This is a genomic window from Streptomyces sp. NPDC018045 (assembly GCF_044327445.1).
Taxonomy (GTDB): Bacteria; Actinomycetota; Actinomycetes; order Streptomycetales; family Streptomycetaceae; genus Streptomyces.
On sequence record NZ_JBIRFL010000005.1, the window covers coordinates 239,972 to 266,676 of the forward strand.

Below are 26,705 nucleotides of genomic sequence, written 5' to 3' on the forward strand. Positions count from 1 at the left end.
CCCTGATACGTCCCCAGCGTCCCCCGTCGGGGATACTGGGGACGTAATCGTATGGAAGGGCCACACACGTGACTGAGATCGAGATCGGGCGCGGCAAGCGCGGCCGCCGGGCGTACGCCTTCGACGACATCGCCGTCGTACCGAGTCGGCGCACCCGCGACCCGAAGGAGGTCTCGATCGCCTGGCAGATCGATGCCTACCGCTTCGAGCTGCCGTTCCTGGCCGCCCCGATGGACTCGGTCGTCTCGCCGCAGACCGCGATCCGCATCGGTGAGCTGGGCGGCCTGGGCGTACTGAACCTGGAAGGGCTCTGGACGCGCTACGAGGACCCGGAGCCGCTGCTCGCGGAGATCGCGGAGCTGGACGGCGACGCCGCCACCAAGCGGCTCCAGGAGATCTACGCCGCGCCGATCAAGGAAGAGCTGATCGGGCAGCGGATCAAGGAGGTGCGCGACTCCGGTGTGGTCACCGCCGCCGCGCTCTCGCCGCAGCGGACGGCCGAGTTCTCCAAGGCCGTCGTGGACGCGGGCGTGGACATCTTCGTGATCCGCGGCACCACCGTCTCCGCCGAGCACGTCTCCTCGGCCGCCGAGCCGCTGAACCTGAAGCAGTTCATCTACGAGCTGGACGTCCCGGTGATCGTCGGCGGCTGCGCCACGTACACCGCGGCCCTGCACCTGATGCGGACCGGCGCGGCGGGCGTGCTCGTCGGCTTCGGCGGCGGCGCCGCGCACACCACCCGTAACGTGCTCGGCATCCAGGTGCCGATGGCGACCGCGGTGGCCGATGTCGCCGCCGCCCGCCGTGACTACATGGACGAGTCCGGCGGCCGGTACGTGCACGTCATCGCCGACGGCGGCGTGGGCTGGTCCGGCGACCTGCCCAAGGCCATCGCCTGCGGCGCCGACGCGGTCATGATGGGCTCGCCGCTGGCGCGCGCCACGGACGCGCCGGGCCGCGGCCACCACTGGGGCATGGAGGCCGTGCACCCGGACGTACCGCGTGGCAAGCGGATGGACCTGGGCGCGGTCGGCACCACCGAGGAGATCCTGTGCGGTCCCTCGAACACGCCGGACGGATCGATGAACTTCTTCGGCGCGCTGCGCCGGGCGATGGCGACCACCGGTTACTCGGAGCTCAAGGAGTTCCAGCGGGTCGAGGTGACGGTCGCGCCGTCGCAGCACGACAAGCCCTGACACAGCGCACGCCGGAGCACGGCCGGACGGATCCCGTCCGGCCCGCCGACGCCGAAGGGCCCGGACCGCACACCTCGTGCGGTCCGGGCCCTTCGTGTCGTGTGGGGTGTCAGGCGCCCAGCTTCTTGGCGACCTGGAAGCCGCCGGCGCCCGCCAGCAGGTAGAAGAGCACGTCGATCGCGCCGAGGTACTCCTTCCACACCGTGTGGACCAGGTCGAAGTGGTCCAGGACGGTCTCGGTGAGCGGCATGCGCAGGGCGTCGGCCGTGATGAGGGCCATGCCGAAGACCTGGCCGAGGTAGAGCCCGAGCAGGCCGAGCACCGCGGCGACGACGGGCAGCGCGGCGCCGCGGCCGCCGGTCTTGCCGACGACGGCGCCGATCAGCGCGCCGACGGCGAGTGCCGCGTAACCGATCGAGGCGCCGTCGACGGCGTTGAGGACCGCGCCGTAGACACCGGCCGCGACCAGCATGGTGACGACGCCGAGGGCGACGGCCAGTCCGGCGTTGCCCTGGCGGGCGGGCGGCGGGGCCAGCGGCGCCGGGAAGCCGCCCGGTGCGGGAGCGCCGTACGGAGCCTGCGGCGGCTGGTGGGGCTGCTGCGGCTGTTCGGGCGCGGGCGGCCAGGGCTGACTCATGAGATTCCCCCGAGGTGGAGACCGTCGCGGCGCTGGGCGCGGGACCGGTCGGTATGGACGCGCACATGTTCGTTGCGCGGACATAAATTAACAGACCGGTCTGACATGTCCACTATGGATTTGTTTCGGCCGGCTCGTGGCGGCTCCGGGGGGCGCGGGTCACAGGCGGTACGCGGCACCGGCCGGCGTGGCGCCCCGCGTGTCCAGCAGGAGCTGGGCCTTCACCGACAGCCCCTGGAGGTCATATGTGCGGTGGTGCTGGAGCAGCAGCGTGAGGTCGGCCCCGGCGGCCGCCTCGTAGAGGGCGTCGGCGCGCGGCACGGGCCGGTCCCGGACCTGCCACTGGTGGACGTACGGGTCGTGGTAAGTGATGTGTGCGCCCAACTCCATGAGCCGGGAGGCGACTTCGCGGGCCGGGGAGCCTTCCTCGTCGCCGGTGTCCGGCTTGTACGTGACGCCGAGGAGCAGGACGCGGGCGCCGCGCGCGGACTTGCCGTGCTCGTTGAGCAGGGTCGCGCAGCGCTGCACGACGTAGCGCGGCATCCGGCTGTTGACCTCCTGCGCCAGCTCGACCAGGCGCAGCGGGTAGCCGAGTGAACGGCCTTTGTAGGAATAGTAGTTGGGGTCGATGGGGGCGCTGTGGCCGCCGACGCCGGGGCCGGGGCGGAACGCCTGGAAGCCGAACGGCTTGGTCTCGGCGCAGCGGATGACGTCCCACAGGTCGACGCCGATGTCGTGGCAGAGCACCGCCATCTCGTTCATGAGCGCGATGTTCAGGTGCCGGTAGTTGGTCTCCAGCAGCTTGGCCGTCTCCGCCTCGCGCGGTCCGCGGGCGCGGACGACCTTGTCGGTGAGCCGGCCGTAGAACGCCGCCGCGGCCTCGGTGCAGGCGGGAGTCAGGCCGCCGATGACCTTCGGGACGGTGCCGTAGCGGTGGGCGGGGTTGCCGGGGTCGTGGCGGGCGGGGGAGCAGGCGAGGTGGAAGTCGCGCCCGGCGGTCAGGCCGGATCCCTCTTCCAGGAGGGGGCGCAGGAATTCCTCGGTGGTGCCCGGGTAGACGGTGGATTCGAGGACCACCGTGGTGTGCGGGCGCAGGTGCGCCGCCAGTACGCGGGCGGCGTCGGCGACCGCGGTCAGGTCGAGGGCGCCGTCCTCGCCGAGTGGGGTGGGGGCGCAGATGACAGCCGTACGGACCCGGCCGAGCACGGCGGGGTCGTCGGTGCTGCGGAAGCCGGCCGCGAGCAGCCGGCGGACTTCGGGTGCGGTGAGCGGGCTGTGCGGGGCGGGGGCGGTGGCGGCCGGGCGTCCTTCCGGTGGCGCGGCCGCGGCGCCCGGTGCGGCCGTCGCCGGCGGTCCGGGGTCGTAGCCGATGGTGCGGACGCCGGCGAGGGTGGCGGCCTGGGCGAGGGGGAGACCGATATGGCCTAGTCCGATGACGGCGAGGTCTGCGGGCATGGCTGGCTGCCGTCCTTCCCGAGCGGTTCCGGATGAGGCGTGATGGGGCGTGATGGGGCGGCGAAGCATAAGAGCATAAATAGACTAAGCGGACATTTGGCCCAGAATGGGGATTGGTGGACCGGGACGGCGGGGGTGTTGCCCGGCCCGCCGAAGGGTGGATACGGGCCGGTGGCGCGGCCAAAATCGACGGACGGGGAGTGTGGCCCCGACCACAGCGGGAGGCAGCGGTGAGGACAGCGACACTCGGACCGGCCCAGCGTGCCGAAGCACTCGCACGGATGGCGGAACGGGAGCTGGACATTTTGGTGGTCGGCGGCGGAGTCGTCGGCGCCGGCACGGCACTGGACGCGGCGACCCGCGGCCTGGACACCGGGCTGGTCGAGGCCCGCGACTGGGCGTCGGGCACATCGAGCCGGTCGAGCAAGCTCATCCACGGCGGGCTGCGGTACCTGGAGATGCTGGACTTCGCGCTCGTACGGGAAGCCCTGAAGGAACGCGGACTGCTGCTGGAACGGCTCGCGCCGCACCTGGTCAAGCCGGTCCCCTTCCTCTACCCGCTCACCCACAAGGGCTGGGAGCGCTGGTACGCGGGCTCCGGCGTCGCCCTGTACGACGGCATGTCGATCTCCTCCGGACACGGCCGCGGCCTGCCCGTCCACCGGCACCTCTCGCACAAGCGCGCCCTGCGGGTCGCGCCCTGCCTGAAGAAGGACGCCCTGGTCGGCGCGTTGCAGTACTACGACGCCCAGATGGACGACGCCCGCTTCGTGATGAACCTCGTCCGGACGGCCGCCGCCTACGGGGCGGACGTCGCCAACCGGGCCCGTGTGGTCGGCTTCCTGCGCGAGGGCGAACGTGTCGTCGGCGCCAGGGTGCAGGACGTGGAGGCGGGCGGTGCGTACGAGGTACGGGCCCGCCAGGTGGTGAACGCGACCGGCGTGTGGACCGACGACACCCAGGCCCTGATCGGGGAGCGCGGCCAGTTCCATGTACGGGCGTCGAAGGGCATCCACCTGGTCGTGCCCAAGGACCGCATCCACTCGACGACCGGGCTGATCCTGCGCACGGAGAAGAGCGTGCTCTTCGTCATCCCGTGGGGCAGGCACTGGATCGTCGGCACGACCGATACGGACTGGGACCTGGACAAGGCGCACCCGGCGGCGTCCAGCGCCGACATCGACTACCTGCTGGAGCATGTGAACTCGGTGCTCGCCACGCCGCTGACACGCGACGACGTCGAAGGCGTCTACGCGGGTCTGCGTCCCCTGCTGGCCGGTGAGTCGGACGCGACCAGCAAGCTGTCGCGTGAACACACCGTCGCGCACCCGGTGCCGGGGGTCGTCGTGGTCGCGGGCGGCAAGTACACGACGTACCGGGTGATGGCCAAGGACGCGGTGGACGAGGCCGTGCACGGGCTGACCGGGGGCACTCCCAGCGTGAGCTGGGGGCGGGTCGCCGAGTGCGTCACCGAGGACACGCCGCTGGTCGGCGCCGAGGGCTACAAGGCGATGTGGAACGGGCGGGCCCGCACGGCGGCCCGCACCGGTCTGCACGTGGTGCGCGTCGAGCACCTGCTGAACCGTTACGGCTCGCTGGCCGACGAGGTCTTCGAGCTGGTCCTGGCCGACCCGGCGCTCGGCGAGCCGCTCGCCGCCGCCGACGACTACCTGCGCGCCGAGGTCGTCTACGCCTGCACCCACGAGGGCGCGCGGCACCTCGACGACGTCCTCACCCGGCGTACCCGTATCTCCATCGAGACCTTCGACCGGGGCACCCGCAGCGCCCGCGAGTGCGCGGAGCTGATGGCGCCGGTGCTGGGCTGGGACGCGGACCAGATCGACCGCGAGGTGCAGCACTACGAGAAGCGGGTGGAGGCGGAACGCGAGTCCCAGCGGCAGCCGGACGACCTGACCGCCGACGCGGCGCGGCTGGGCGCGCCGGACATCGTGCCGCTGTAAAGGGACCCGGCCGGCGGCCGGTTCTGCCGGGTGGCCCCGCCCGGCAGAACCGGCCGCCGGAGCACGTGGTGAGGGGGCGAGGGCTGTCGGGGTGAGGGTGAGGGTGAGCAGGCGAAGGAAGGTGCGGGCGGGTGCGGTGGGCGGGACGCGGGGAGAACCGGGGGGAGGGTGGAGTGCGTGAAGGAAGAGGGGGCCGGGACCGGACGGGGTGACGGAAGAGGCGCGGGAGGCGCTGGAGGAGATGAGGCCGGAGGTGCCGGGGGCGCAGGTGGGAGCGGAGGTGCCGGTGGCGGAGGTGCCGGCGGAGGGGCTGCACGGGGCAGGGCCACAGGCGCCGAGTCGTGGACCCTGGCCTTCCCCACGGGCGCGGATGAGAGAGAATGAAGGCTCCGCCAGGGTGGGTTGTCCGAGTTGGGCCAGTTTGGTGATCGAGAAGTGTTCGAGATGCCAACTCGGCTGGATTGCAGAGGGGATTCAGTGGGCGACGAGGTCGAGATGGACGGCAAGGAGGGCAGGCTGCTCGCCGGCCGGTACCGGCTCGCCGAAGTCCTCGGCCGGGGCGGAATGGGTACGGTCTGGCGCGCACGGGACGAAGTGCTCGGCCGTATCGTCGCGGTCAAGGAGCTGCGCTTCCCTGGCGGGGTCGAGGAGGACGAGAAGCGCCGTCTGATCACCCGTACGCTGCGGGAGGCCAAGGCGATCGCCCGGATCCGCAACAACGGCGCGGTGACGGTCTACGACGTGGTCGACGAGGACGACCGCCCGTGGATCGTCATGGAGCTGGTCGAGGGCCGCTCGCTCGCCGAGGTGGTGCGCGACGACGGGCCCCTGACGCCGCGCCGGGCGGCGGAGGTCGGCCTCGCCGTCCTCGACGTGCTGTGCGCCGCCCACCGCGAGGGCATCCTGCACCGCGACGTGAAGCCCTCCAACGTCCTGATGTCCGATGACGGCCGGGTCGTGCTCACCGACTTCGGCATCGCCCAGGTCGAGGGCGACCCCTCGGTGACCTCCACCGGCATGCTCGTCGGCGCGCCCTCGTACATATCGCCCGAGCGGGCGCGCGGCCAGAAGCCGGGTCCGCCGGCGGACCTGTGGTCGCTGGGCGGCCTGCTGTACGCCTGCGTCGAGGGCGTGCCCCCGTACGACAAGGGGTCGGCGATCGCCACGCTGACCGCGGTGATGACCGAGCCGCTGGAGCCGCCGAAGAGCGCCGGGGTGCTGGAAGAGGTCATCTACGGGCTGCTGGTGAAGGACCCGGCGGGGCGGCTCGACGACCGGGCGGCGCGGGCGCTGCTCCTGGACGCGGCCAACGCGCCGGAGGACACCGGACCGCAGCCGCCCGCTCCGGACGCGACCCGGGCGATGGCCCTGCCGGTCGTGTCCGAGGAGCCCGCGGCGAAGTCCGGGGACCGCGACCGGGACAAGGACCGCGTCCGGGAGCAGGCGCGGTCGAAGCCGTCGGTGCCGCGCCCGCAGTGGAAGCCCAAGCCGCGCGCCAAGGAGACCGAGAGACGCGCACCGGAAGCGGACCGCGGCAGCGCGCGCCCGGCCACGGGTCCGCGCGCGGCGTCGGCCGCCGCTCCGCGCACGGACACCGGGGCGCGTACGGCGCCTGGTGCCCGTACCGGCTCGGGCACGGGCGCCGGGGCCAAGGCGGCGGCCGCTTCGACGGCGCGGAGCACCACCGGCCAGTCCACGCAGACCGGCTCGACGAACGGGCCGAAGAACTGGCCGACGGCGGTCGGCTCGGCCGGGCGGACGGGCTTCGAGTCGGAGGGCGCCAAGGAGAAGGTGCGCGTCGCGCTCCAGGCGGTGCGCAAGGCGGCGGCCACGGCTGCCGCCGCGGCCCGGCCGGAGTCGAAGCCGGCCGACGGCTCGCGCCAGTCCGGCCCGCCGCGGGCGTCCGTCACCGATGTTCTACCCCGCCGTACGCTCGTCATCGCCGCCGTCGTCGTGGTGCTCGCCGTGCTCGGCACGGTGCTGGCCTTCGCGCTCGGCGGGAGCGACGAGAAGGACGGCGGCCGGGCGGCGGGCTCCGGCACGGCCGTCACCGGCCAGGCCGACCCGTCCCGGGGCGAGGACGCCGGGGGCCCGGGGAAGGGTGCCGGCGGGAACGCGTCGCAGCCGACGGACGGCAAGCCGGGCGGCGGGCGGAACGGCCAGGACGGCAAGCCCGGCGAGGACCGGGGCCAGGGGGTGCCGCAGGGCTACGCGACGGTCGCGAACAGCGGGTTCCGCTTCGCCGTGGCGCTGCCGTCCGGCTGGAAGCAGACGGACACGGCCGGCCAGAACTCCGGCGCGATCTACAGCGCCACGGGCGGCTTCCCGCGCGTCCAGATCGACTACAACGCCAAGCCCGGCAGCGACGCCGCGGCCGCCTGGCGCGGCCTGGAGCCCGCCGTCCGGGGCAGCGTCCAGGACTACCGCCGCATCGACATCAAGGCGATCGGGTGGCGGGGGTATCCGACGGTCGCCGACTGGTCGTTCACGCGCAAGCAGAGCGGCCAGGACGTACGCGTGCTCAACCGCGGTTTCCGGGCGGACGACCGGCACGGCTACGCGATCATGATCACCTGCAAGGCGGATGCCTGGGACGCGGCGGAGTGCCGGCGCCTGCGGGACACCGCGTTCGCGACCTTCCAGGTGAGGGACTGAACCTTCCGCGGCACCCGTGGCGCGGAGGTGCGCAGGCTGAGGCGGTGGACGCGGCGACGGCCGCAAGGCGCAAGCGAAGTCCTGGGGACCTGTTGGCCGATAGCGCTCCTCAACCCACGCCCCCGGCACGTATCGTGAGGCCCCGAAGACCGTACGCAGCCGCAATCGGAAGAAATCCGACCGGTTTTGACCACTGGGTGTGACCGGTGGAGCCGGGAGCACCCGGGCAAAGACGGGCAGGCGGCGTGAATCGCGCGCTGGGGAGGCGTCGTGGACGAGTACGCGGGAAGAGTGCTCGCCGAGCGCTACCGCCTGCCGGTGCCGCCGGCGGACGAGTACGAGTTCGCCGAGACCCGCGCCTTCGACACGTACAGCGGGCAGGAGGTCCTCGTACGGCAGGTGCCGCTGCCCGAGGTCGTGAACGCGGAACTCCTCGGCTCCGGGCATCCCGGCGGGCGCCCCGGTCCTGACGGGTACGGACACCGCGCGCCCGGCGCCGACCGGACGCCGCAGGACCCCGCCGTACGGCGCGCCCTGGAGGCCGCGACCGCCGCGGCCCGGCTGCCCGACCACCCGCAACTCGACCAGGTGTTCGACGTCTTCGCGCAGGACGGCAGCCTGTGGATCGTCAGCGAACGCGTCGCCGCCCGCCCGCTCGCCGCGCTCCTCGCCGATCGCACCCTCTCCCCGCACCGGGCGGCGGAGGTCGCCGCCGACCTCCTCACCGCCCTGCGCGCCCTGCACGCGCACGGCTGGACCCACCGCAACATCACCGTCCGTACGGTCCTGATCTGCGACGACGGGCGGGCGATCCTGACCGGACTGGCGGTGGGCGCGGCGGAGGAGGCGCTGTGCGGGTACGACCCGGTGCCGGGGGAAGAGACGGGGGAGGCACCCGGGGCGGGGCGGGGTTCCGTGCCGGGACAGGCGCGCGGAGCGGCTCAGACGTCCGCGTCGGCCGGTCCGACGGCGGATGCCGGCATTCCGGAAGCGGCCGGGGCCGATGGTCGGGCCGGAGAGCCGGGTGCCGCGCCCGAAGCGGACGCGCGCCGGGCCCGGGCCGGGGCCATAGCCGCCTACCAGGCGGGCACGCGGGCGGCGGCCGCCCGTCCGGCCACCGGCGACGGCGCGGCAGCGCCCGCCCCTGCCGACCCCGCGCACCCCGCCGACCCGCACTTCAGCCCGTACCGCGACCACATTCCCGCGCCGGCCCCACCGGCGTCGTCGGCGCTTCCGCCGCACTCGCCGCTGCCGTCCCGCTCGCCGCTTCCGCCGCACTCGGGGCTTCCGGCCCACCCGGGCAGCGCGGTGTACGGCGGCAGCCTGCCCGGCCCGGGGCCGCACACCGGAGGCGTCCGGATACCGCACCCGCTGCCGATACAGCGGCCCGCGCCGGAGGCGGACCCGTCACCGGAGGCGGGCCCTGTGTCGGAGGCGGGCCTCGCGTCGGAGACGGGCGCCGTGTCGGAGGCAAGCCCCTCGCCGGCCAAGGCGCCGTACGAGCCGCGGGAGCAGCCGGACGAGCAGGCACGGCAGCCGGAGCACCAGGCCCCGGCCGGCTCGAACGGGTACGGGCGCCCGAGCGCGGCCCTCGCGGCGGAGCGGGCGCGGCAGGTACGGATCAACATCGTCGGCCCGGTCACCGAGCGCTGGGCGCCGGAGCAGGCCGGTCCGGTGCACGCCAACTGGCAGCTCGCGCCCCCGGTCGGCCCCGCCACCGACCTGTGGGCGGTCGGCGCGCTGCTGTTCCGGATCGTGCAGGGGCACTCCGCCTATCCCGAGGACAGCGCCGCCGAGCTGGTGCAGCTCGTGTGCTCGGAACCGCCGTCGTACGCCGAGGAGTGCGGCGCGCTGCGGCCGGTCGTCGAGTCGCTGATGCGCCAGGACCCGGCCGACCGCCCGGACTTCGAGGAGCTGCGCGGCTGGCTGCGGTCGCTGATCCGTACCGCGCCGGAGCCGGAGGTGGGCAGCCGGGTGGTGACCGTGCCGTCGCTGGAAGGGCCCGCCGACTCGCGGCGGCTGCCGATCCTGCGGCGGCGCGGCGAACTCGTCCGCAAGGGGCGGCACAAGAAGGCGCGCCGGTCCGGGCCGCCGCGCCCGGCCAAGCCGCCGCGGCAGCCGAAGGACAAGCGCCGGGCCGTGCCGTACGGGGAGACCACCCAGCACGGCCGGCCCGGCCTCGCCGAAGCGCCCGCCGAGCAGCCGCACCGCACGGGGCCGGCACCCCAGCCCCCCGCCCGCCCGCTCCCGCACCCCCAGGACGGCCACCCCACCCGGAACAACCGTCACTCCCACGACAACCACCACCCCCACGACAACCACCACCGCCACGGAAACCATCAGCCCCCCGCCCCACCCCCGCACACAGCGACCACCACCCGCCCCTCGCGTCGGCCCGGACCCGCCCGCCCCCCGAAGCAGCACCGCACCGCCGGACAGCCCCGCCCCGCGCACCGGATCCGGCGTATCGAGGGCGCCCCGCCCGGGGACGGACGCAGCCCGCGCCGCCTCGGGCTGCTGCTCGTGGGGCTGGTGATCCTGCTCGTCGTGGGCACGATTGTGTTCGCGGTGCTGGTCATGCCGAAGGCCGGTTCGGGGGAGGGCGGCGCGGGCAGTGTCCGGGAGCGCGGGGGCGCGGTGGGCACGCAGAGCTCGACGCCCGGCGACAGCTCCGGCGGTGGGCCCGGCGACCAGGGCGCCCGCGCACAGCGGCCGCAGACGACCGAACCCGCCGACCTCGCCGAGGGCTTCGCGGTACGCAAGGACCCGAAGGGCTTCCAGGTCGCCGTCCACCAGGGCTGGCAGCGCCGCGGGGAGAACGAGCGCGGCCAGATCCGTTACCTGGGGAACGACTTCGAGCTGCTGATCGTGCCCGGCCGCGACACCACGTCCCGCTACGGCACCGACCCGATGGCCTACCAGCAGGACAAGGAGCCGGAACTGGCCCCGTACCGGGAGTCGAGCTGGTCCGGCTCCTCCGGCCTGCGCCGCATCGACGTCGGCCGGGCGGCGATGGCCGAAGGCACCTTCACCTGGCAGGACAGCAGCGGCCGCCAGGTCTACGTACGCAACCTCGCGATGATCCACGACGGCCGCTACCACGTCATCCAGGTGATCGGCCCGGACAGTGAACGCCGCGCGGTCGACCGCCTGTACGACCAGGCCACGGGGTCCTACCGGCCCAACTGAGGGCGTGCGCAAGCGGGTTGCGGCGGCCTCTCAGGCGCTCAATTCCCGCTCCAGCGGGGTACGGAAGCGAGGCGTGACCCGTACGTCCCCGATCCACCGGGTCAGCCGCTCCGCCTCGGCCCGCACGGCAGCCGTCGCCTCCCGGCCCGCGTCCGTCAGGAGACGCCAGGTGACCTCGCCGCCGGGGCGCTGGGCCCAGCCGCCGATGACGCGGCCGTTCCACCAGACGGTGGGGCCGATGTTGCCGCTGCGGTCGAAGAGGGGGCGGATGTGCTCCGGGTCGAGGTACCAGTCCCGGTGCTTCCAGCCCATCGCGGTCGGGTCAAGGGAAGGCAGCAGGGCCGCCCAGGGCGCGGGTTCCGGTACGGAATCCACGTCGCCGGGAAGGGCGAGGCCGATACCGTAACCGGAGCGGGAGCCGGTATCGGACCCGGACCCGGTGCCGGCCTCGGCCCCGGAACCTCCGGCCAGATCGACCTCGACCGCGCCCGCGGCGGCGGCCGCGCGCCGGGTGTCGGTGAGGGTCCAGCCCGTCCACCACTTGAGGTCCTCGACCGGCGCCGGACCGTATGACGCCAGCCAGCGGCGGGCCAGCTCGGCCCTGGCCCCGGCGGGGTCCGGTGCGGGCAGGTCGGCCCAGGCGGTGCCCGGTGACCAGCGGAAAGAGCTGCTGGTCCAGCCGCCGCGCGGTCGGCTGCGCCGGACGCGGCCCTCGGCGGCGAGGGTGCGCAGGATGCGGCTGGAGACCGCGACTGCGGCTTCGTACGGCTTGCCGGGAGACACCACGATCGTGGCGCGCAGTTCGGGCACGTCGGCGGCGAGGTCGGCGGCGGTGGCCTCACCGCGCGCTTCGAGAGCGGCGAGGGTCCTGGCCTCGACCTCGGCCAGCCGTCGCCCGTCCCAGTCCGGCAGGCCCTGGGTGATCCAGGTGGTCATGTCGCGCCGTTCCTTCGCGGCGATCGGGCCCGCGGTGGAGGCGGCCACCACGGGGGCGAGTGTGGTGCTGACGGCGAAGAGTGTGCGGCGCATGCACAGCATCCGGACGAGGGTGCGGTCCCGGTAGAGGGCGCGGTCGAGTGCGTCCGGGTCCGGGTCGGCCAGCCGGGCGCGGGCCGAGAGGTGCACGGTGGCGGCGTCCGTGGCGTGCAGGCCCACCAGGGCGTCCGCCGTCTCCTCCGCCGTGGCGGCCTTGGCGGAGTCCGCGAGCAGGTGCCGGTGCCCGAGGCGGGCGCGGCGCTGGGCGTCGTCGATGCGGGGGCGGGGGGCGGTGGGGCTCATGGGGCCGACAGTACGGGTGATGTAGGGCCGGGCCTGTCCTACAGGCCGCGTGCCGGGCGTGGCGGGGCCGTCCGGCGCCTTGTCGGCCCCCGGGGGCGCGGCTAGCCTCCTGACTGACGGGTCGTCAGTTACGGGTTCGGCGGCCCGTCGGCCACCGGCCGGGGACCGTGTGAGGGGAACCAGATGGAGCTACCGCGCATCGTCAGCGTCGACGACCACGTCATCGAGCCCGCGCACCTCTTCGAGACCTGGCTGCCGGCGAAGTACCGGGACCGGGGCCCGCGGCCCCTGACAGAGGGGATCGGTGAGCTGGCGTACGTGGGCGGCAAGTACGTGATCACGATGGACCCGGACGGGCCGCCCACCGACTGGTGGATCTACGAGGACCTGAAGTTCCCGTACAAGCGCAACATCGCCGCCGTCGGCTTCGACCGGGACGAGATGACACTGGAAGGCATCACCCGGGAGCAGATGCGGCGTGGCTGCTGGGACCCGAAGGCGCGCCTCGCGGACATGGACCTCAACCACGTCGAGGCGTCGCTGTGCTTCCCGACCTTCCCCCGTTTCTGCGGGCAGACGTTCGCCGAGGCGCGGGACAAGGAGGTCGCCCTGGCGTGCGTGCGCGCGTACAACGACTGGATGGTGGAGGAGTGGTGCGGGGACAGTGCCGGGCGGCTGATCCCGCTCTGCCTCATCCCGTTGTGGGACATCGGCCTGGCCGTCGCCGAGGTGCGGCGGAACGCGGCGCGCGGGGTGCGGGCGGTGACGTTCAGTGAGATCCCGACGCACCTCGGGCTGCCGTCGATCCACTCCGGCCACTGGGACCCGTTCTTCGCCGTCTGCGAGGAGACCGGGACGGTGGTCAACATGCACATCGGGTCCAGTTCGCAGATGCCGGCCGCCTCCCCCGACGCGCCGCCCGCCGTCCAGGCCTCGCTGAGCTTCAACAACGCCATGGCCTCGATGATGGACTTCCTCTTCAGCGGCGTCCTGGTGAAGTTCCCGCTCCTCAAACTCGCGTACAGCGAAGGACAGATGGGCTGGATCCCGTACGCCCTGGAGCGCGCGGACGACGTGTGGGAGGAGCACCGTGCCTGGGGCGGGGTGCGCGATCTGATCCCCGAGCCGCCCTCGACGTACTACTACCGGCAGATCTTCTGCTGCTTCTTCCGCGACAAGCACGGCATCGCCTCGCTGGACGTGGTCGGCCGGGACAACGCGACCTTCGAGACCGACTACCCGCACGTCGACTCGACCTTCCCGCACACCAAGGAGGTCGCCCTGGACCATGTGAAGGGACTGGACGAGGAGACCGTGTACAAGCTGATGCGCGGTAACGCGATCCGCATGCTCGGCCTCGGCCTCGACTGATGGACCTGACGTACACACCCGAGGAGGAGGAGTTCCGGGCGCGGCTGCGGGAGTGGCTCGCCAAGACGCTCCCCGACCTGCCGGCCCGGCCGGACCCGCTGGACTGGCCCGGCCGGCGCGCCTACGACCTCGGCTGGCAGCGGCGGCTGTACGACGCCGGGTACGGCGCCCTGCACTGGGACGCCTCGCCCACCCAACGGCTGATCTTCCTGGAGGAGACGGAACGGGCCGGTGCGCCCTACGTGGGCGCCAACTTCGTCGGGCTGCTGCACGCCGGGCCGACCATCGCCGCCGAGGGCACGGACGCGCAGCGCGCCCGCTGGCTGCCGCCCATCGTGCGCGGCGACGAGGTGTGGTGCCAGGGCTTCAGCGAGCCGGAAGCGGGCTCCGATCTCGCGGCCCTGCGCACCCGTGCGGTACGCGACGGCGACCATTACGTGATCACCGGGCAGAAGATCTGGACCTCGCACGCGGAAATCGCGGACTGGTGCGAATTGCTGGTGCGTACGGACCCGAAGGCCCCCAGGCACCGGGGCATCTCCTGGCTGGCGATGCCCATGGACGCGCCCGGGATCACCGTACGGCCGCTGCGTACGCTCGTCGGACCGGCCGAGTTCGCGGAGGTCTTCCTCGACGCGGTACGGGTGCCGGTGGTGAACCGGGTCGGCGCCGAGCACGACGGCTGGCGCGTCACCATGGTCACGCTCTCCTTCGAGCGGGGCACCGCCTTCGTCGGCGAGGTCGTCGCCTGCCGCCGTACGCTCGGCGAGCTGGCCCGTACGGCACGGGCGGACGGACGCTGGGACGACCCGGTGCTGCGCCGCCGGCTGGGCCGGCTGAACGCCGAGTTCACGGCCCTGTGGCGGCTCATTCAGCGCACTGTCGGCGCGGCCGGGAAGACGGGCGGGGTGCCGGACGCGGGCGGTTCGGTCTTCAAGCTGCGCTACTCGCAGGCCCGGCAGGAGCTGTACGACGCGGCCGCCGAGGTGCTGGGGCCGGCCGGTGCGCTCGACGCGGACCGGCGGTGGACGGCGGACCGGCTGGCGTCCCTCTCGTACCCGATCGCCGCCGGCACCTCGCAGATCCAGCGCGACATCATCGCCGAGCGCATCCTCGGCCTGCCGAAGGGACGGTGAGCGGCCGCCGTGGACCTGCGACCCACCGTTGACCAGCGCGCCTTGCAGACGGGAACCCGCGAACTGCTGGCCCGGCGCTTCGGGAGGGAACGGCTGCGGGAGGCGGTGGAGAACCCCGCGCTCGACCGAGCGCTCTGGCGGGAGCTGGGCGCGGCCGGGTTCTTCGCGCTGCGGCTGCCGGAGGCGGACGGCGGGGTGGGACTCGGGCTGCCGGACGCGGTGCTGGTCTTCGAGGAGGCGGGGCGGGCCCTGCTGCCGGGTCCGCTGGTGGCGGGCCACCTGCTGGCGGGGGTGGTGCCGGGCGTGGCCACGGGGGAGCGGGTGGTGGGGCTGTGCGAGGTGGGGCCGGGCGGGGCGGGCCTGTGGGAACACCCGGGGGACTGCGATGAGTTGATCTTGGTGGAGGGTGGGCGCGAAGGGGCGGGCGAGGGGGCGGGGGGTACGGCGGGTGCGGGGGGCGCCGGGGGAGACGCGTACGGCGGCGCGTACGGGCAGGCGTTCTGGTGCGCGCCGGGCTGGCCGGTCCTGGAGGCCATCCGCTCGATCGACCCTCTGACGCCGCTCGCGCGCGTGGTGTCCTGTCCGCGCCGCGTTCCGCGTTCTCTGGACGTGCCGCGACTGCGCCGCGAGGCCGCCCTGCTGACCGCGGCACTCCAGTTGGGCAGCGCTGCCCGTACGGTCGAGATGGCCGTGGAACACGCCGGGCGCCGCGAGCAGTTCGGCGTGCGGATCGGATCGTTCCAGGCCGTGAAACACCTGTGCGCCGAAATGCTGATACGAGTGGAGGTGGCGCGAAGTGCCGTATACGCGGCTTCGCTCGCCGAACGGTCACTCCCTGTAGTCATCGCCAGGCTGCTCGCCGACGAGGCCGCGGTGCGCAACGCCCGGGACTGCCTCCAGGTGCACGGCGGTATGGGCTTCACCTGGGAGGCGGATGTGCATCTTCATCTCAAACGGGCATGGTGGCGAGTCGAACAATGGAAAAGCGGCCGAAATGCGGAGGAAGTACTCGCCGAGGCCCTGTTGGGCGAAGATGTCGGCGTGTAGGGCGTTGTGCGCGGAATGTCGGATTCCGTACACACAAGCGGTCACGGAGGGTCGATATCCGGTTGTGTCCTAGGCGTAACTCGTCACAGGGGGGAGTCGGCGCCCCGCTCGGGTACGCTCCCTTGGGTGCGAGTGGTTCTGAGGCGCAACTGTTCCGGTGGGGTCGTAGCGACCGACCCGGGATGCCGAATGCGCTCCACTCGCCCTCGAAGGAGGGGCGTGAGGCCCTCTTGTTCGACTCCCGGCAAAGCGCGTCGCACAGTATGCACCACGCATACTCCCTTGCGCTGGAATATGCCCGAAGCGCTTGTTGGGGTGACTGAACGTCAACCATGCTGTGCATCACCGGGGTCACGGAGTGTGACCCCGAGGAGGCGCGAGGCGATGTGTCCGCCGGTTCGGATGGTGTGAGCGGTGCAGGTGCTTCAGGTGCAGTTGGAAGTACGGCCCGACCCCGCAGAGGTGGGGCGGGCCCGGAGGTGGGCCAGGTCTCGGCTGGCCGGCTCGGGCATAGGGGCCGACGAGCCGGTGGCGGAGACGCTGATCCTGCTGATCTCCGAGTTGGTCACCAATGCCGTCGTGCATACCGGGAACCCCGCCGAGCTGCGGATGTGCTTCTCGGGTTCGGGTGCCGTGGTGGGCACCGTACGGGTCGAGGTCGCGGACCGCAGCGCCCGCGCGCCACGCCCCCGGCGCGCCGACGGCGACGACACGAACGGCCGCGGCCTGGAACTGGTCGACGGGCTGGCGGACCGCTGGGGCTGGCGGCCCGAGGGGGCCGGCAAGAGCATCTGGTGCGAGGTGGACCGCGGCCGGCCGGTGCTGATGGCGGCGGGCCCGGAGCTGAGCGCGTACGACCCGCACTGCGCCGTGCCGAACCGTGCCTGACCGCCGGCCGGCGGTCAGGAAAGTCCGGACCAGGTGTTGACGTGTCGTAGGCACGTGATCACTCTGGGGTGGAGCGATTCGCCGCGAGGGGACGCCGAGGGTACGGGGGCAGGAGCCTCGGCGAGTGCGGGTCGCGTCCCGTAAGCCGGGTGGTGGTCCGCGGTGCCGCGCTCGGGGTGCGCACGGGCGTACCACCACCCGGCTGGGCCGTGTCGCGGCCCGTCCGCGGGATCTGCGCGGGGGCCCGCCGTCTTCGTAGGGGTCCCGCCGTCTTCGCCGGGTCGCCGCTGTCTCCGCCGGGCTCTCTCGAATCTCCGCCGGGTGTCCCGATGTCTCTCGCCGGCTGCCCGGGTGGTCCGCCCGCCGTACGGCCCGCCTCAGAGGACGGCGACCGGCGCCACCGGCGTACCGGTGCCGCCCACGAACGGCTCCGCCATCGCGGTGAGGAAGAACGTGTAGCGGTTCTCCTCCGCGCAGGCCTCCGCCAGTTCCTCCAGGTTCCAGTTCTGGCCCTGGATCATGCCCATCTCCACCAGGTGCAGCGCGTGCACCGGCATCCACAGGTTGTCGATCTCCGGCGGGAAGATCTCGAAGGTGAGGGTGTCGTTGGCGACGGCCGCGACATCGCGGGCGTGGAACCACTCGGGCGTACGGATCGACAGCCCCGGGGACGGGAAGGCGTACGCGTCCCGGTCGCCCGCCAGGTAGTGCTGGATCTGCCCGGTCCGGACGAGGACGATGTCGCCGGAGCGCACCCGCGTCCCGGCCAACTCCTCCGCCGCGTCGAGATCTTCCGGCGTCACCGCGTGGCCGCCGGGCAGCCGCCCGGGCCCTTCGGAGTCCCCGCGGCGCGCGCGGGCCACGTCGAGCAGGATGCCGCGCGAGACGATCGGGGGCGCCTTCTCGATGCCGAGGACGGTGGCGCCGCCGTGCGCGGTGACGGAGCCGGCGGGTCGGTTGTTGTAGAGCCGGCCGGAGTGCGAGACGTGGGTCAGCCCGTCCCAGTGGGTGGCCGCCTGGAGCCCCATGGTCACGGCGTCGTCGGAGGTGGCGACCGTCCCCGGGCCGAAGATCTCCTGATTGATCGCGGTCATGGTGTGCAGCGGGTTGACCCGGCCCGGGATCAGGCCGGTCTGTACGCCGTCCTGCCGCAGCGGCAGCGCGAGCGCGACGCGGCGGCCGGAGCGGACGGTGGCGGCGGCCTCCCGTACGACCTCGGGGGTGAGCAGGTTGAGGGTGCCGATCTCGTCGTCCGTGCCCCAGCGGCCCCAGTTGTTCACGCGCTTCGCCAGGGCGTGGAACTCGGCGGGGAGGGGGGTGGCGGGGCCGGAGGCGGCGGCGTCGGGGGCAGGGCCCGGGCTGGGACCGGGGTCGGAAGTGGGACCAGGGGTGGTGGTCGGCATCGGGCTCTCCTCGGAGTGCTCCGGGTCTTGTGCTCGGTGCGGGACTGCCCAAAAATCTAACGGGTCGTCAGAAACTGCGGGAAGGGGCGCGGCATGGGGAACTTCTTGGCGGACAAGGTGATCGCCGTCACCGGCGCGGGCCGCGGCATCGGCCGCGCGGTGGCCCTCGCCTGCGCCGGCCAGGGCGCCCGGGTGGTCGTCAACGACTACGGGGTGGCGGTCGACGGCGGCGGACCGAGCAGCGAGGTCGCCGAGGCGGTGGTCAAGGAGATCGAGCAGGCGGGCGGCGAGGCGGTCGCCGTCGCGGACGACGTGTCCACGATGGCGGGCGGGCAGCGGATCGTCGACACCGCGCTGACCCGGTATGGGCGCGTGGACGGCGTGGTGTGCGTGGCCGGCATCCTGCGCGAGCGGATGCTCTTCAACATGACCGAGGAGGAGTGGGACCCGGTCGTCGCCACCCACCTGAAGGGCACGTTCACCGTGTTCCGGGCGGCCTCGGCGGTCATGCGCCGGCAGCGGTCCGGCACCCTCATCGGCTTCACCAGCGGCAACCACCAGGGCAGCGTCGCGCAGGCCAACTACGCCGCCGCCAAGGGCGGCATCATCTCGCTGGTGCGCAGCGCCGCGCTCGGCCTGAGCCGGTACGGCGTGACCGCCAACGCGGTCGCGCCCGTCGCCCGGACCCGGATGTCCGCAAACGTACCGACGGAACTGACGGAGATCGGTGAGCCCGAGGACGTCGCGGCCCTCGTCGTCTACCTGCTCAGCGACCACGCCACGGCGGAGCGGATCACCGGGCAGGTCTACACGGTCGCCGGGCCGAAGATCGCGGTGTGGGCCCAGCCGAGGGAGCTGCGCTCCGGGTACGCGGAGGGCGGCTGGACACCGGAGAAGCTCGCGGAGTTCCTGCCCGGGGCGGTGGGGGTCGATCCGATGCCGTTGCTGGCGCGGGTGGAAGCGATGGCCGCTGACGCGGCCGAGGGGCGGCGGCCCAATCGGTAGTCGGATTGGGCCCGGCCGCGGCGGGCCGGGACCCGGCCGGGCTGGGCTCCGGGCCGGGGCGGGCCGGTGGTCGGTGCCGGCTTCGGCCCGGGGGCGGGGTCGCTGTGCGGGGATCGGCGGGGTCGTCGGTCCGGTTCGCTTCGGGTGCGGGGTCGTTTGCCTGCGGGGCCGTGGCACCTACGGGGGCCGTGGCACCTGCGGGGGCCGTGGCACCTGCGAGGCCGTTGTGCCTGCGGCGGGCGGGGCCGCTGCGCTGGGCCCGGTCGGTTCGTCGGTGCGGTCCCGCTCCTGGGGGCCGCGCCGTTCGCGCCTGCGGCGGGCTGGGGCCGCTGCGCGGGGCGGTCAGGTTCGGGGACGGGCCTGCGCGGCAGGCCGCTCCGGCCCGTCCCCTTCCGTGGGTGGGAGGGGGGAGAGGTGGTCGGAGCTGAAGCGAAGGGGTGGCTTTCGGTGGATTTCTCGTTCGGTGCGGAAGATGCGGCGTTCCGTGCGGAGGCTCGTCGCTGGCTGGCGGAGCGTCTCGGTGGGGACCGGGTTGGCGGTCGCGAGGGCTGGGACGTGCGGCGTTCCTGGGAGCGGGAGTTGGGGCGGGGCGGGTGGGTCGGGATCGGCTGGGACCGGGCGTGTGGCACGTACGGGAACCGGGCGGCCACGCTGACGCAGCAGGTCGTGTGGGCCGAGGAGTACGCCGCGGCGGGCGCGCCGGAGCGGGTGGGGCACATCGGGGAGAACCTGCTGGCGCCGACGTTGATCGCATACGGGGACGATGTCCAGCGGACACGTTTCCTGCCGCCGGTCGCACGGGGTGAGGAACTGTGGTGCCAGGGGTACAGCGAGCCCGGCGCGGGCTCGGACCTCGCGGCGGTCCGTACGGCGGCCGTACGGGACGGGCCCGCCTACCGGGTCAGCGGGCAGAAGATCTGGACCTCGCTCGCGCGGGTCGCCGACTGGTGCTTCGTGCTGGCCAGGACCGACCCGGGCGAACGGCGGCACCGGGGGCTGTCCTTCCTGCTGGTGCCGATGGACCAGCCGGGGCGCGTCGAGGTGCGGCCGATCCGGCAGATGACGGGAACGGCCGAGTTCAACGAGGTGTTCTTCGACGGGGCGGTGGCGCGTGCCGAGCATGTGGTGGGCGGCCCGGGCGCCGGGTGGCGGGTGGCGATGGGTCTGCTGGCGCTGGAACGTGGGGTTTCCACGCTCGCTCAACAAGTCGGTTTTGAACGGGAACTGAGGGCGGCCGTGGCCGAGGCGTGCCGTACGGGTGCGGTGGGTGATCCCGTGCTGCGGGGGCGGCTCGTACGGCAGTGGGCCGAGCTGCGGGTGATGCGGTGGAACGCGCTGCGCACGCTCGGGCCGGCGGCCGGGGACGCCGGCGCGCCCAGTGTGGCGAAGCTGCTGTGGTCCGGCTGGCACCAGCGGATGGGGGAGCTGGCCATGCACGTACGGGGCGCGGGCGCGGTGTGCGGGCCGGGGGAGTGGACGGCGGACGCACCGTACGAACTCGACGCGGAACAGCGGCGGTTCCTGTTCAGCCGGGCCGACACGGTCTACGGCGGTTCGGACGAGATCCAGCGCACGGTCATTGCCGGGCGGGTGCTCGGTCTCGACGGAGGGCGGGAGCGGTGATGCGAGGCGTCATCTTCGAGGGCGGTCGGCCGCGGTTCGTGGACGACCTGGAGGTACGGGAGCCGGGGCCCGGTGAGGTGCTGGTCGGCATCCGGGCGGCGGGGCTGTGCCACAGCGATGTGTCAGTGGTCGATGGGACGATTCCTTTTCCGGTGCCGGTGGTGCTGGGGCACGAAGGCGCGGGCGTGGTCGAGGAGGTGGGGGACGGTGTCACGCATGTAGCGGCAGGAGATCATGTCGCGCTGTCCACGCTGGCCAACTGCGGGGCGTGCGCGGAGTGCGACCGCGGCCGTCCGACGATGTGCCGCGCGTCGATCGGGATGCCCGGCAAGCCGTTCCGGCACGGCGGCCGGGAGGTGTACAGCTTCGCGGCCAACTCGGCCTTCGCCGAGCGTACGGTCGTCAAGGCCGTGCAGGCGGTGCGGATTCCCGGCGGGATACCGCTGACGTCGGCGGCGCTGATCGGCTGTGGCGTGCTGACCGGGGTCGGTGCCGTCCTGAACCGCGCGCGGGTGGAGCACGGCGACACGGTGGTGGTGATCGGTACGGGCGGCATCGGGCTGAACGTGCTCCAGGGGGCCCGGCTGGCCGGCGCCTCGGTGATCGTCGCCGTGGACGTGAACCCGTCGAAGGGGGCGATGGCGCGGCGTTTCGGGGCGACGCACTTCGTCGACGCGTCGGCGGTGCCGGACACCGTCGGGGCCGTCCGCGGCATCCTGCCGTCCGGCGCCGACCACACCTTCGAGTGCGTGGGGCGTACGGAGCTGATCCGGCAGGCCGTCGACCTCCTCGGCCGGCACGGCCAGGCGGTCCTGCTCGGCGTGCCCGCGGCCACCGCCGAGGCGTCGTTCCTCGTCTCGTCGATGTACCTGGACAAGTCCATCCTGGGCTGCCGCTACGGCTCCTCACGTCCGCAGCGCGACATCGCGCGGTACGCGAAGCTCTACGAGGAGGGCCACCTCCTCCTGGACGAGCTGGTGACCAGGACGTACGCGGTCGAGGACTTCGCCGGTGCGGTGGCGGACATGCGGCGGGGGCGGGTGGCGCGCGGGGTGCTGACGTTCTGAGCCGTCAGGGGGCGTACCGGTTGCCGCCGGGCGCCCGCGAGGCCTACGCGGTGAAGTGTCCGAAGGCGCCCCGGTGGAACAGCAGCGGACCGGCCTGCGCGGCCCGCGGGTCCGTACCGAGCGCGGTGACCCGGCCCACGACGATCAGGTGGTCACCGCCGGTGTGTACGGCCTGGACGGCACAGTCGATCCAGGCGGGGACGCCCGCCAGGCGCGGTGAACCGGTGACGGGGGCGGGTGTGTGGGCGACCCCCGCGAACTTGTCGGCCCCGCTGACCGCGAAGGCCCGGCACAGCGCCTCCTGGTCCGCGCCCAGGATGTTGACGCAGAAGACACCGGCGCGGGCGATCCGGGGCCAGGTCGTGGACGTACGGGCCACCATGAACGTGACCAGGGGCGGATCGAGCGACAACGACGCGAATGACTGACAGGCGAAGCCGGCCGGGCCGTTCGCGCCGGTGCCGCTCGGGTGGGGCGCGGGGGTGGCCGCGGCCAGGCGCGCGGGCTCGATCGGGCGCGCGGGATCGGTCAGGCGCGTGGGCTCGGGTAAGGGTGCCGGTGCCGGCTCGCGTTCCGGCGCGGGCACGGTCAGGGGTGCGGGTGCCGGCTCGGCCAGGGATGCGGGCGCGGGCTCGCCCAGGAATACGGGCGGGGGGTCGGATTCCGGCGCGGGTGCCGTGATGACTGTGACGCCGCTGGCGAAATGGCCGAGTACGGCGCGGAAGGCGGCCGGGTCGAGGGGGGCGCGCTCGCCCTCCCGTACGGCTCTGAGGGCAGGGCGCGGCGGTACGGCGGCGCGGCCGGTGCGCCCGGCCGTGGCGGGGGTCGTGGCGGAGGTCGGCGCGCCGACCGACCGCAGATAGCGCACCACGGTGGCTGCCATACCGGCGTGTCCCATCATGTCTCCATTGAACCTGACGGGTCGTCAGTTCGGAAGGGCTGTGGGGGCGGCGGGGCGGAGCGAGGGCGAGAGCGGGGCCGGGGGCGGGGTTGGGGTCGGGACCAAGCGCGGGAATGGGATCGGGAACGCGGTCGGGTGCGGGACCCGGGCCGGGTGCGGGAAAGCGGTTAGGTGCGGGGACAGGGCCGGGAACGGGTGCGGGAACGGAGGTGGTCCGGTGGGTGGGCCGGTGGGCGGCGCCCTTCGTCAGGATGCCGCCTTCTCACCGGCCCCGGTACGTGGGCCGTCGGCGCTCCACGAAGGACGCGACGCCCTCCCGCGCGTCCGCCGTCGTCATGTTGATCTCCTGCGCCGCCGCCTCGGCGGCGAACGCCGCGCCGCGGTCGCCGTCCAGGGAGGCGTTGACCAGTTGTTTGGTGAGGGCGAGGGCCCGGGTCGGGCCGGTGGCCAGCCGCTCCGCCCAGTCCCGGGCGGCCTTCTCCAGCCCGGCGTCCGGGACGACCCGGTTGACCAGCCCCATCCGTTCGGCGTCCGCGGCCGTCACGGCGTCGCCGAAGAACAGCAGCTCCTTCGCGCGGTGCGGCCCGACGAGCCGGGGCAGCAGGTAGGCGCCGCCACCGTCCGGGACGAGGCCGCGGCGCGCGAACACCTCGATGAACGTGGCGGACTCGGCCGCCACCACCAGGTCGCAGGCGAGGGCGAGGTGCGCGCCGAGCCCGGCGGCGGTGCCGTTGACGGCGGCGAGCACCGGTTTCTCGCAGTCCATGACGGCGGCGATGAGACGCTGCGCGCCCTGCCGGATCATCCGGGCGACATCCCCCACGACGCGCTCGGTCGGCCGCGTGCCGGCCGCTCCACCGTGTGTCCCGCGCTCGGTCGGCCGCGTGTCGGACTCCCCTCCGCCTGCGGCGTGCCGGGGCGGCTGCGCGTCGCCTCCGCCTTCGCCCCGCCCCGGCCCGCCGTCACCGTCGCCGTCGCCCCGCCCCGGTCCGCCGTCGCCCGCCCCGGCGCGGAGGTCGGCCCCCGTGCAGAAACCTCTGCCCGTGGCGGTGATGACGACGGCCCGTACGGCCGGGTCGGCGGAGGCGTCGGAGAGCAGCGCGATGACGCGTTCGCGCTGGTCAGGGGTAAGGGCGTTGAGGGCGGCGGGGCGGTTGAGCGTAATCCACAGCACGGCGTTGTCAGTGGTGTGGAGTATCAAGGAATCAGCGGAATCGGCTGCGGAATCGGCAGCGGAATCGTCAGGGGGGCCGGCAGGGGTATCGGCAGCAGAGCCGGTACCGGGACCGGTCTCGGGATCGGATGCGGGGGAAGCGGGGGTGGGGGCCATGGTGAGGCGGCTCCAAGTCGTCTGGTCGGCCGTTCGGTCGATCGCGCGGTCAGTGGCACACCGCGAGCGCGTCGAGAGCCACGGCTCCCTGCCCGCGCGGCAGCACCATCAGCGGGTTGAGGTCCAGCTCGGCGAGTTCACCGCTCAGGTCCAGCGCCATCCGCTGGACCCGCAGCACGACTTCGACGAGCGCGTCCACGTCGGCCGGCGGCCCTCCGCGTACGCCGTCCAGCAGGGCGCGTCCGCGCAGCTCGCCGAGCATCGCGCGCGCCCGGTCCTCGCCGAAGGGCGGCACCCCGACGGCGGTGTCCCGCAGCACCTCGACGAGCACCCCGCCCAGCCCGACGGTCACGGTCGGCCCGAAGAGGCTGTCCGCGCTGACGCCCACGACCATCTCCACGCCGCGCTCGACCATCTGGCAGACGAGCACACCGTCCAGCTCGATGTCCTCGTAGCGGGCGATGTCGGTCAGCTCCCGGTAGGTGTCCCTGACCTGGCTGGCGGAGGTCAGCCCGGTCTTGACGAGCCCGAGTTCCGTCTTGTGCGCGAGCCGTGGCGCGGAGGCCTTCATGACGACGGGGTAGCCCACCAGGCTCGCGGCGCGCACGGCCGCCGCCGCGCTGGTGACGAGCTGTTCGCGCGGCACCCTGATCCCGTAGGCGCGCAGGAGCTGCTTAGCCGCGTGCTCGCTGAGCTGCTGTCCCGGGCGCATCAGATCCCGCGCCTTGCGCGCGGAGGGCGAGGGGGTGCGCGGGGCGTCGTCGAAGGGGGAGCGGTAGCCGGCGGTGAAGCGGTGGTGGGCGAGATGCGCGCGGACGGCCGTCACACAGTTGGCGAACGTACGGAAGGTCGCCACCCGCCGCGACCCCAGCAAGGTGCGCCGATAGGCGTCCTCGGTGCCGACCGGCGAGCCCCAGACGACGCACACCAGCTTGTCCGTGTGTTCCGCCGCGTCCACGAGGTCCTGCGCCAGCTTGTCGCTCATCGGCGGGAACGGGCCGGTGATCGGGCAGATCAGTACGCCGACGGCCGGGTCGGCGAGGAGGGCGTCGATGATCTTGCGGCCGCGCCAGTCGCCGACCGGGTGCCCACCGCTGTCCACCGGGTTGACGACGCTCAGGTAGTCCGGGATCCACTGGTGCAGCTCGTCCTGCTTCGCGCGGCCCAGTGCGGGCAACCGCAGTCCGGCGGCCGTCGCCAGGTCCGCGAAGTGGGCGCCGGTGCCCCCGGATATCGAATAGACGGCGACGCCGTCGGCCGCCGGTGGGCGGGCCCGTGCGAGCAGGGCCGCGGTGTCCTGCAGCTCGTCCAGCCCGTCCACCCGGATCACCCCGAACTGCCGCATGGCCGCGTCCACCACCGCGTCGGCACCGGTCAGCTTGCCGGTGTGGGAGGCGGCCGTACGGGCCCCGGCCTCGGTGCGGCCGACCTTGACGGCGACGACCGGGACCTTGTTGCGGGCCGCCCGGTCGGCGGCGAGCAGGAAGCTGCGGCCGTCCTTGAACCCTTCGACGTACGCGGCGATGGCCCCGACCTCGGGACGGGAGGCGAAGTAGGAGAGGAAGTCGGCGGTCTCCAGATCGGCCTCGTTGCCGGTCGGGGCCCAGTGCGAAAGGCGGATGCCCAGTTCTTGGAGGGAGAAGACCGGACGGCCCTGGTGGCCTGACTGTGTGATCAGGGCGATGGCGGGGCCGTCGAGGTCCTCGCGGAACGACGCGAAGGCGTTGAGGTTGGTGTTCGGGCCGAGCAGCCGGATGCCGGTACGGGCCACGGCCTCGGCGAGCCGGTCCTGGGCGGCCGCACCGGCCGCCCCGGTCTCGGCGAAGCCGGAGGCGAAGGCGACCGCGAATCTGACCTTGGCGTCGGCCAGTTCCTCGATGACCGGCACGGGGTCCGCGACCAGCAGTACGGCGAGGTCGACCTGCTCGGGCAGGTCGGAGACGGAGGTGAGACAGGGCAGGCCGAAGACGCTGCTACGGCCCGGGTTGACCGGGTGCAGGCGGGCGCCGACGCGTTCGGCCCACGCCATGAGCTGCCGGGTGATGCCGGTGTTCGGGCGGCCCTCGCTGTCGGAGGCGCCGACGACCGCCACCGCCCCGGGCCGGAAGAACCGGTCCAGGTCGGGGACGGGGGCGTATAGCGGGCGCCCGCTGACGTCCAGGTCGGCCGTCTCGTGGACGGTGCGCGGCGGAGCCTGCCCGCAGGCCGCCGCGCGGGCCGGGCTGGAGTGCGTGGTGAGAGTGCCGTGAGTCGATCCAAGCATCGCTGACGCCCGCTCCCGTAAGACGGCTGCCAATTCAACTGACGCGCCATCAGGTTAAGGGAACTGACGGCTCGTCAGGAATGCCCGGGAGTGCTAAACCTTCCAGCGAGAGGTGCGAGAGGTGCGAGAGGTGCGAGAGGTGCGAGAGGTGCGGGAGGCGGTTGAGGCGCGTGAAGTGCGGGTGGGGCGAGTGGTGTGGAAGGGGTGGGTGGTCCGAGTGGCGTGAGGGAGTGGGCGGTTCGTCGAGTGGTGCGGGTGTGTGGACAGTTTGGGTGGTGCCGAAGGTGCGGGTGGGCTGCC

General features: G+C 73.5%; 18 protein-coding genes. 11 read left to right on the forward strand and 7 right to left on the reverse strand.

Features of this window, described 5'->3' with window-relative positions:
• Window positions 1-68 precede the first annotated feature (68 nt).
• Entirely contained in the window at window positions 69-1,196 is a 1,128-nt protein-coding gene (locus tag ACH4EB_RS14860) for a GuaB3 family IMP dehydrogenase-related protein (protein WP_398347832.1), read from the forward strand.
• Between the two features lie 109 nt (window positions 1,197-1,305).
• Here ACH4EB_RS14860 and ACH4EB_RS14865 read toward each other — a convergent pair whose 3' ends face one another.
• Both ACH4EB_RS14865 and ACH4EB_RS14870 read right to left on the reverse strand, forming a co-directional pair.
• Window positions 1,306-1,833 carry a hypothetical protein gene (locus ACH4EB_RS14865; RefSeq protein ID WP_398347833.1) on the reverse strand — a complete coding sequence of 176 codons (528 nt, stop codon included), beginning with the start codon at window positions 1,831-1,833 and terminating at the stop codon, window positions 1,306-1,308.
• Between the two features lie 159 nt (window positions 1,834-1,992).
• A complete protein-coding gene (locus tag ACH4EB_RS14870; RefSeq protein ID WP_398347834.1) occupies window positions 1,993-3,288 on the reverse strand; it encodes a nucleotide sugar dehydrogenase in 1,296 nt (431 codons plus the stop codon).
• Window positions 3,289-3,518: 230 nt separating this feature from the next.
• Here ACH4EB_RS14870 and ACH4EB_RS14875 point away from each other — a divergent pair, with 230 nt between their 5' ends.
• The 3 genes from ACH4EB_RS14875 (at window position 3,519) to ACH4EB_RS14885 (ending at window position 11,093) form a co-directional block, all read left to right on the forward strand.
• Window positions 3,519-5,249, forward strand: a complete 1,731-nt coding sequence (locus tag ACH4EB_RS14875) for a glycerol-3-phosphate dehydrogenase/oxidase (RefSeq protein WP_398347835.1) — start codon at window positions 3,519-3,521, stop codon at window positions 5,247-5,249.
• Window positions 5,250-5,726: 477 nt separating this feature from the next.
• Entirely contained in the window at window positions 5,727-7,904 is a 2,178-nt protein-coding gene (locus ACH4EB_RS14880; protein ID WP_398347836.1) for a serine/threonine-protein kinase, read from the forward strand.
• A gap of 270 nt (window positions 7,905-8,174) precedes the next feature.
• Window positions 8,175-11,093 (forward strand): hypothetical protein, encoded by a 2,919-nt coding sequence (locus tag ACH4EB_RS14885; RefSeq protein ID WP_398347837.1) that lies wholly within the window; start codon window positions 8,175-8,177, stop codon window positions 11,091-11,093.
• Window positions 11,094-11,123: 30 nt separating this feature from the next.
• Here ACH4EB_RS14885 and ACH4EB_RS14890 read toward each other — a convergent pair whose 3' ends face one another.
• Complete coding sequence (locus ACH4EB_RS14890; RefSeq protein ID WP_398347838.1) at window positions 11,124-12,371, reverse strand: winged helix DNA-binding domain-containing protein; 1,248 nt, start codon at window positions 12,369-12,371, stop codon at window positions 11,124-11,126.
• Between the two features lie 183 nt (window positions 12,372-12,554).
• On the opposite strand from ACH4EB_RS14890, the gene ACH4EB_RS14895 reads away from it, so the two are divergent.
• The 4 genes from ACH4EB_RS14895 to ACH4EB_RS14910 all read left to right on the forward strand — a co-directional run bounded on the left by ACH4EB_RS14895 (window position 12,555) and on the right by ACH4EB_RS14910 (window position 16,813).
• Window positions 12,555-13,742, forward strand: coding sequence for an amidohydrolase family protein (locus ACH4EB_RS14895; protein WP_398347839.1), 1,188 nt, complete (start codon window positions 12,555-12,557; stop codon window positions 13,740-13,742).
• A complete protein-coding gene (locus ACH4EB_RS14900) occupies window positions 13,742-14,878 on the forward strand; it encodes an acyl-CoA dehydrogenase family protein (protein WP_398347840.1) in 1,137 nt (378 codons plus the stop codon). Before ACH4EB_RS14895 ends, ACH4EB_RS14900 begins: the two co-directional genes overlap by 1 nt.
• A 9-nt stretch (window positions 14,879-14,887) precedes the next feature.
• Window positions 14,888-15,925 carry an acyl-CoA dehydrogenase family protein gene (locus tag ACH4EB_RS14905; RefSeq protein ID WP_398347841.1) on the forward strand — a complete coding sequence of 346 codons (1,038 nt, stop codon included), beginning with the start codon at window positions 14,888-14,890 and terminating at the stop codon, window positions 15,923-15,925.
• A 414-nt stretch (window positions 15,926-16,339) separates the two neighbouring features.
• A complete protein-coding gene (locus ACH4EB_RS14910; RefSeq protein WP_398347842.1) occupies window positions 16,340-16,813 on the forward strand; it encodes an ATP-binding protein in 474 nt (157 codons plus the stop codon).
• A gap of 377 nt (window positions 16,814-17,190) precedes the next feature.
• On the opposite strand, the gene ACH4EB_RS14915 is transcribed toward ACH4EB_RS14910, so the two are convergent.
• Window positions 17,191-18,216, reverse strand: coding sequence for a cyclase family protein (locus ACH4EB_RS14915; protein WP_398347843.1), 1,026 nt, complete (start codon window positions 18,214-18,216; stop codon window positions 17,191-17,193).
• A 93-nt stretch (window positions 18,217-18,309) separates the two neighbouring features.
• Between ACH4EB_RS14915 and ACH4EB_RS14920 the strand changes: the two genes are divergently transcribed.
• The 3 genes from ACH4EB_RS14920 to ACH4EB_RS14930 all read left to right on the forward strand — a co-directional run bounded on the left by ACH4EB_RS14920 (window position 18,310) and on the right by ACH4EB_RS14930 (window position 21,911).
• Window positions 18,310-19,221, forward strand: a complete 912-nt coding sequence (locus ACH4EB_RS14920) for an SDR family oxidoreductase (protein WP_398347844.1) — start codon at window positions 18,310-18,312, stop codon at window positions 19,219-19,221.
• 447 nt (window positions 19,222-19,668) lie between these two features.
• Window positions 19,669-20,844, forward strand: coding sequence for an acyl-CoA dehydrogenase family protein (locus tag ACH4EB_RS14925; RefSeq protein ID WP_398347845.1), 1,176 nt, complete (start codon window positions 19,669-19,671; stop codon window positions 20,842-20,844).
• Complete coding sequence (locus ACH4EB_RS14930; RefSeq protein WP_398347846.1) at window positions 20,844-21,911, forward strand: Zn-dependent alcohol dehydrogenase; 1,068 nt, start codon at window positions 20,844-20,846, stop codon at window positions 21,909-21,911. Before ACH4EB_RS14925 ends, ACH4EB_RS14930 begins: the two co-directional genes overlap by 1 nt.
• A 43-nt stretch (window positions 21,912-21,954) precedes the next feature.
• On the opposite strand, the gene ACH4EB_RS14935 is transcribed toward ACH4EB_RS14930, so the two are convergent.
• The 3 genes from ACH4EB_RS14935 to ACH4EB_RS14945 all read right to left on the reverse strand — a co-directional run bounded on the left by ACH4EB_RS14935 (window position 21,955) and on the right by ACH4EB_RS14945 (window position 26,405).
• The gene (locus ACH4EB_RS14935) at window positions 21,955-22,812 is read right to left on the reverse strand and encodes a flavin reductase (RefSeq protein ID WP_398347847.1); all 858 of its coding nucleotides are present in this window, start codon (window positions 22,810-22,812) and stop codon (window positions 21,955-21,957) included.
• A 262-nt stretch (window positions 22,813-23,074) separates the two neighbouring features.
• Entirely contained in the window at window positions 23,075-24,013 is a 939-nt protein-coding gene (locus ACH4EB_RS14940) for an enoyl-CoA hydratase/isomerase family protein (protein WP_398347848.1), read from the reverse strand.
• Window positions 24,014-24,191: 178 nt separating this feature from the next.
• Window positions 24,192-26,405, reverse strand: coding sequence for an acetate--CoA ligase family protein (locus tag ACH4EB_RS14945; RefSeq protein ID WP_398347849.1), 2,214 nt, complete (start codon window positions 26,403-26,405; stop codon window positions 24,192-24,194).
• Between the last annotated feature and the right edge of the window lie 300 nt (window positions 26,406-26,705).

Excerpts from the sequence above, each read along its gene's own strand:
- ACH4EB_RS14900 (WP_398347840.1), top strand. The coding sequence starts at position 13,742 with ATGGACCTGACGTACACACCCGAGGAGGAGGAGTTCCGGGCGCGGCTG.
- ACH4EB_RS14870 (WP_398347834.1), bottom strand. The coding sequence starts at position 3,288 with ATGCCCGCAGACCTCGCCGTCATCGGACTAGGCCATATCGGTCTCCCC.
- ACH4EB_RS14935 (WP_398347847.1), bottom strand. The coding sequence starts at position 22,812 with ATGATGGGACACGCCGGTATGGCAGCCACCGTGGTGCGCTATCTGCGG.
- ACH4EB_RS14890 (WP_398347838.1), bottom strand. The coding sequence starts at position 12,371 with ATGAGCCCCACCGCCCCCCGCCCCCGCATCGACGACGCCCAGCGCCGC.
- ACH4EB_RS14895 (WP_398347839.1), top strand. The coding sequence starts at position 12,555 with ATGGAGCTACCGCGCATCGTCAGCGTCGACGACCACGTCATCGAGCCC.
- ACH4EB_RS14930 (WP_398347846.1), top strand. The coding sequence starts at position 20,844 with ATGCGAGGCGTCATCTTCGAGGGCGGTCGGCCGCGGTTCGTGGACGAC.
- ACH4EB_RS14945 (WP_398347849.1), bottom strand. The coding sequence starts at position 26,405 with ATGCTTGGATCGACTCACGGCACTCTCACCACGCACTCCAGCCCGGCC.
- ACH4EB_RS14865 (WP_398347833.1), bottom strand. The coding sequence starts at position 1,833 with ATGAGTCAGCCCTGGCCGCCCGCGCCCGAACAGCCGCAGCAGCCCCAC.
- ACH4EB_RS14920 (WP_398347844.1), top strand. The coding sequence starts at position 18,310 with ATGGGGAACTTCTTGGCGGACAAGGTGATCGCCGTCACCGGCGCGGGC.
- ACH4EB_RS14915 (WP_398347843.1), bottom strand. The coding sequence starts at position 18,216 with ATGCCGACCACCACCCCTGGTCCCACTTCCGACCCCGGTCCCAGCCCG.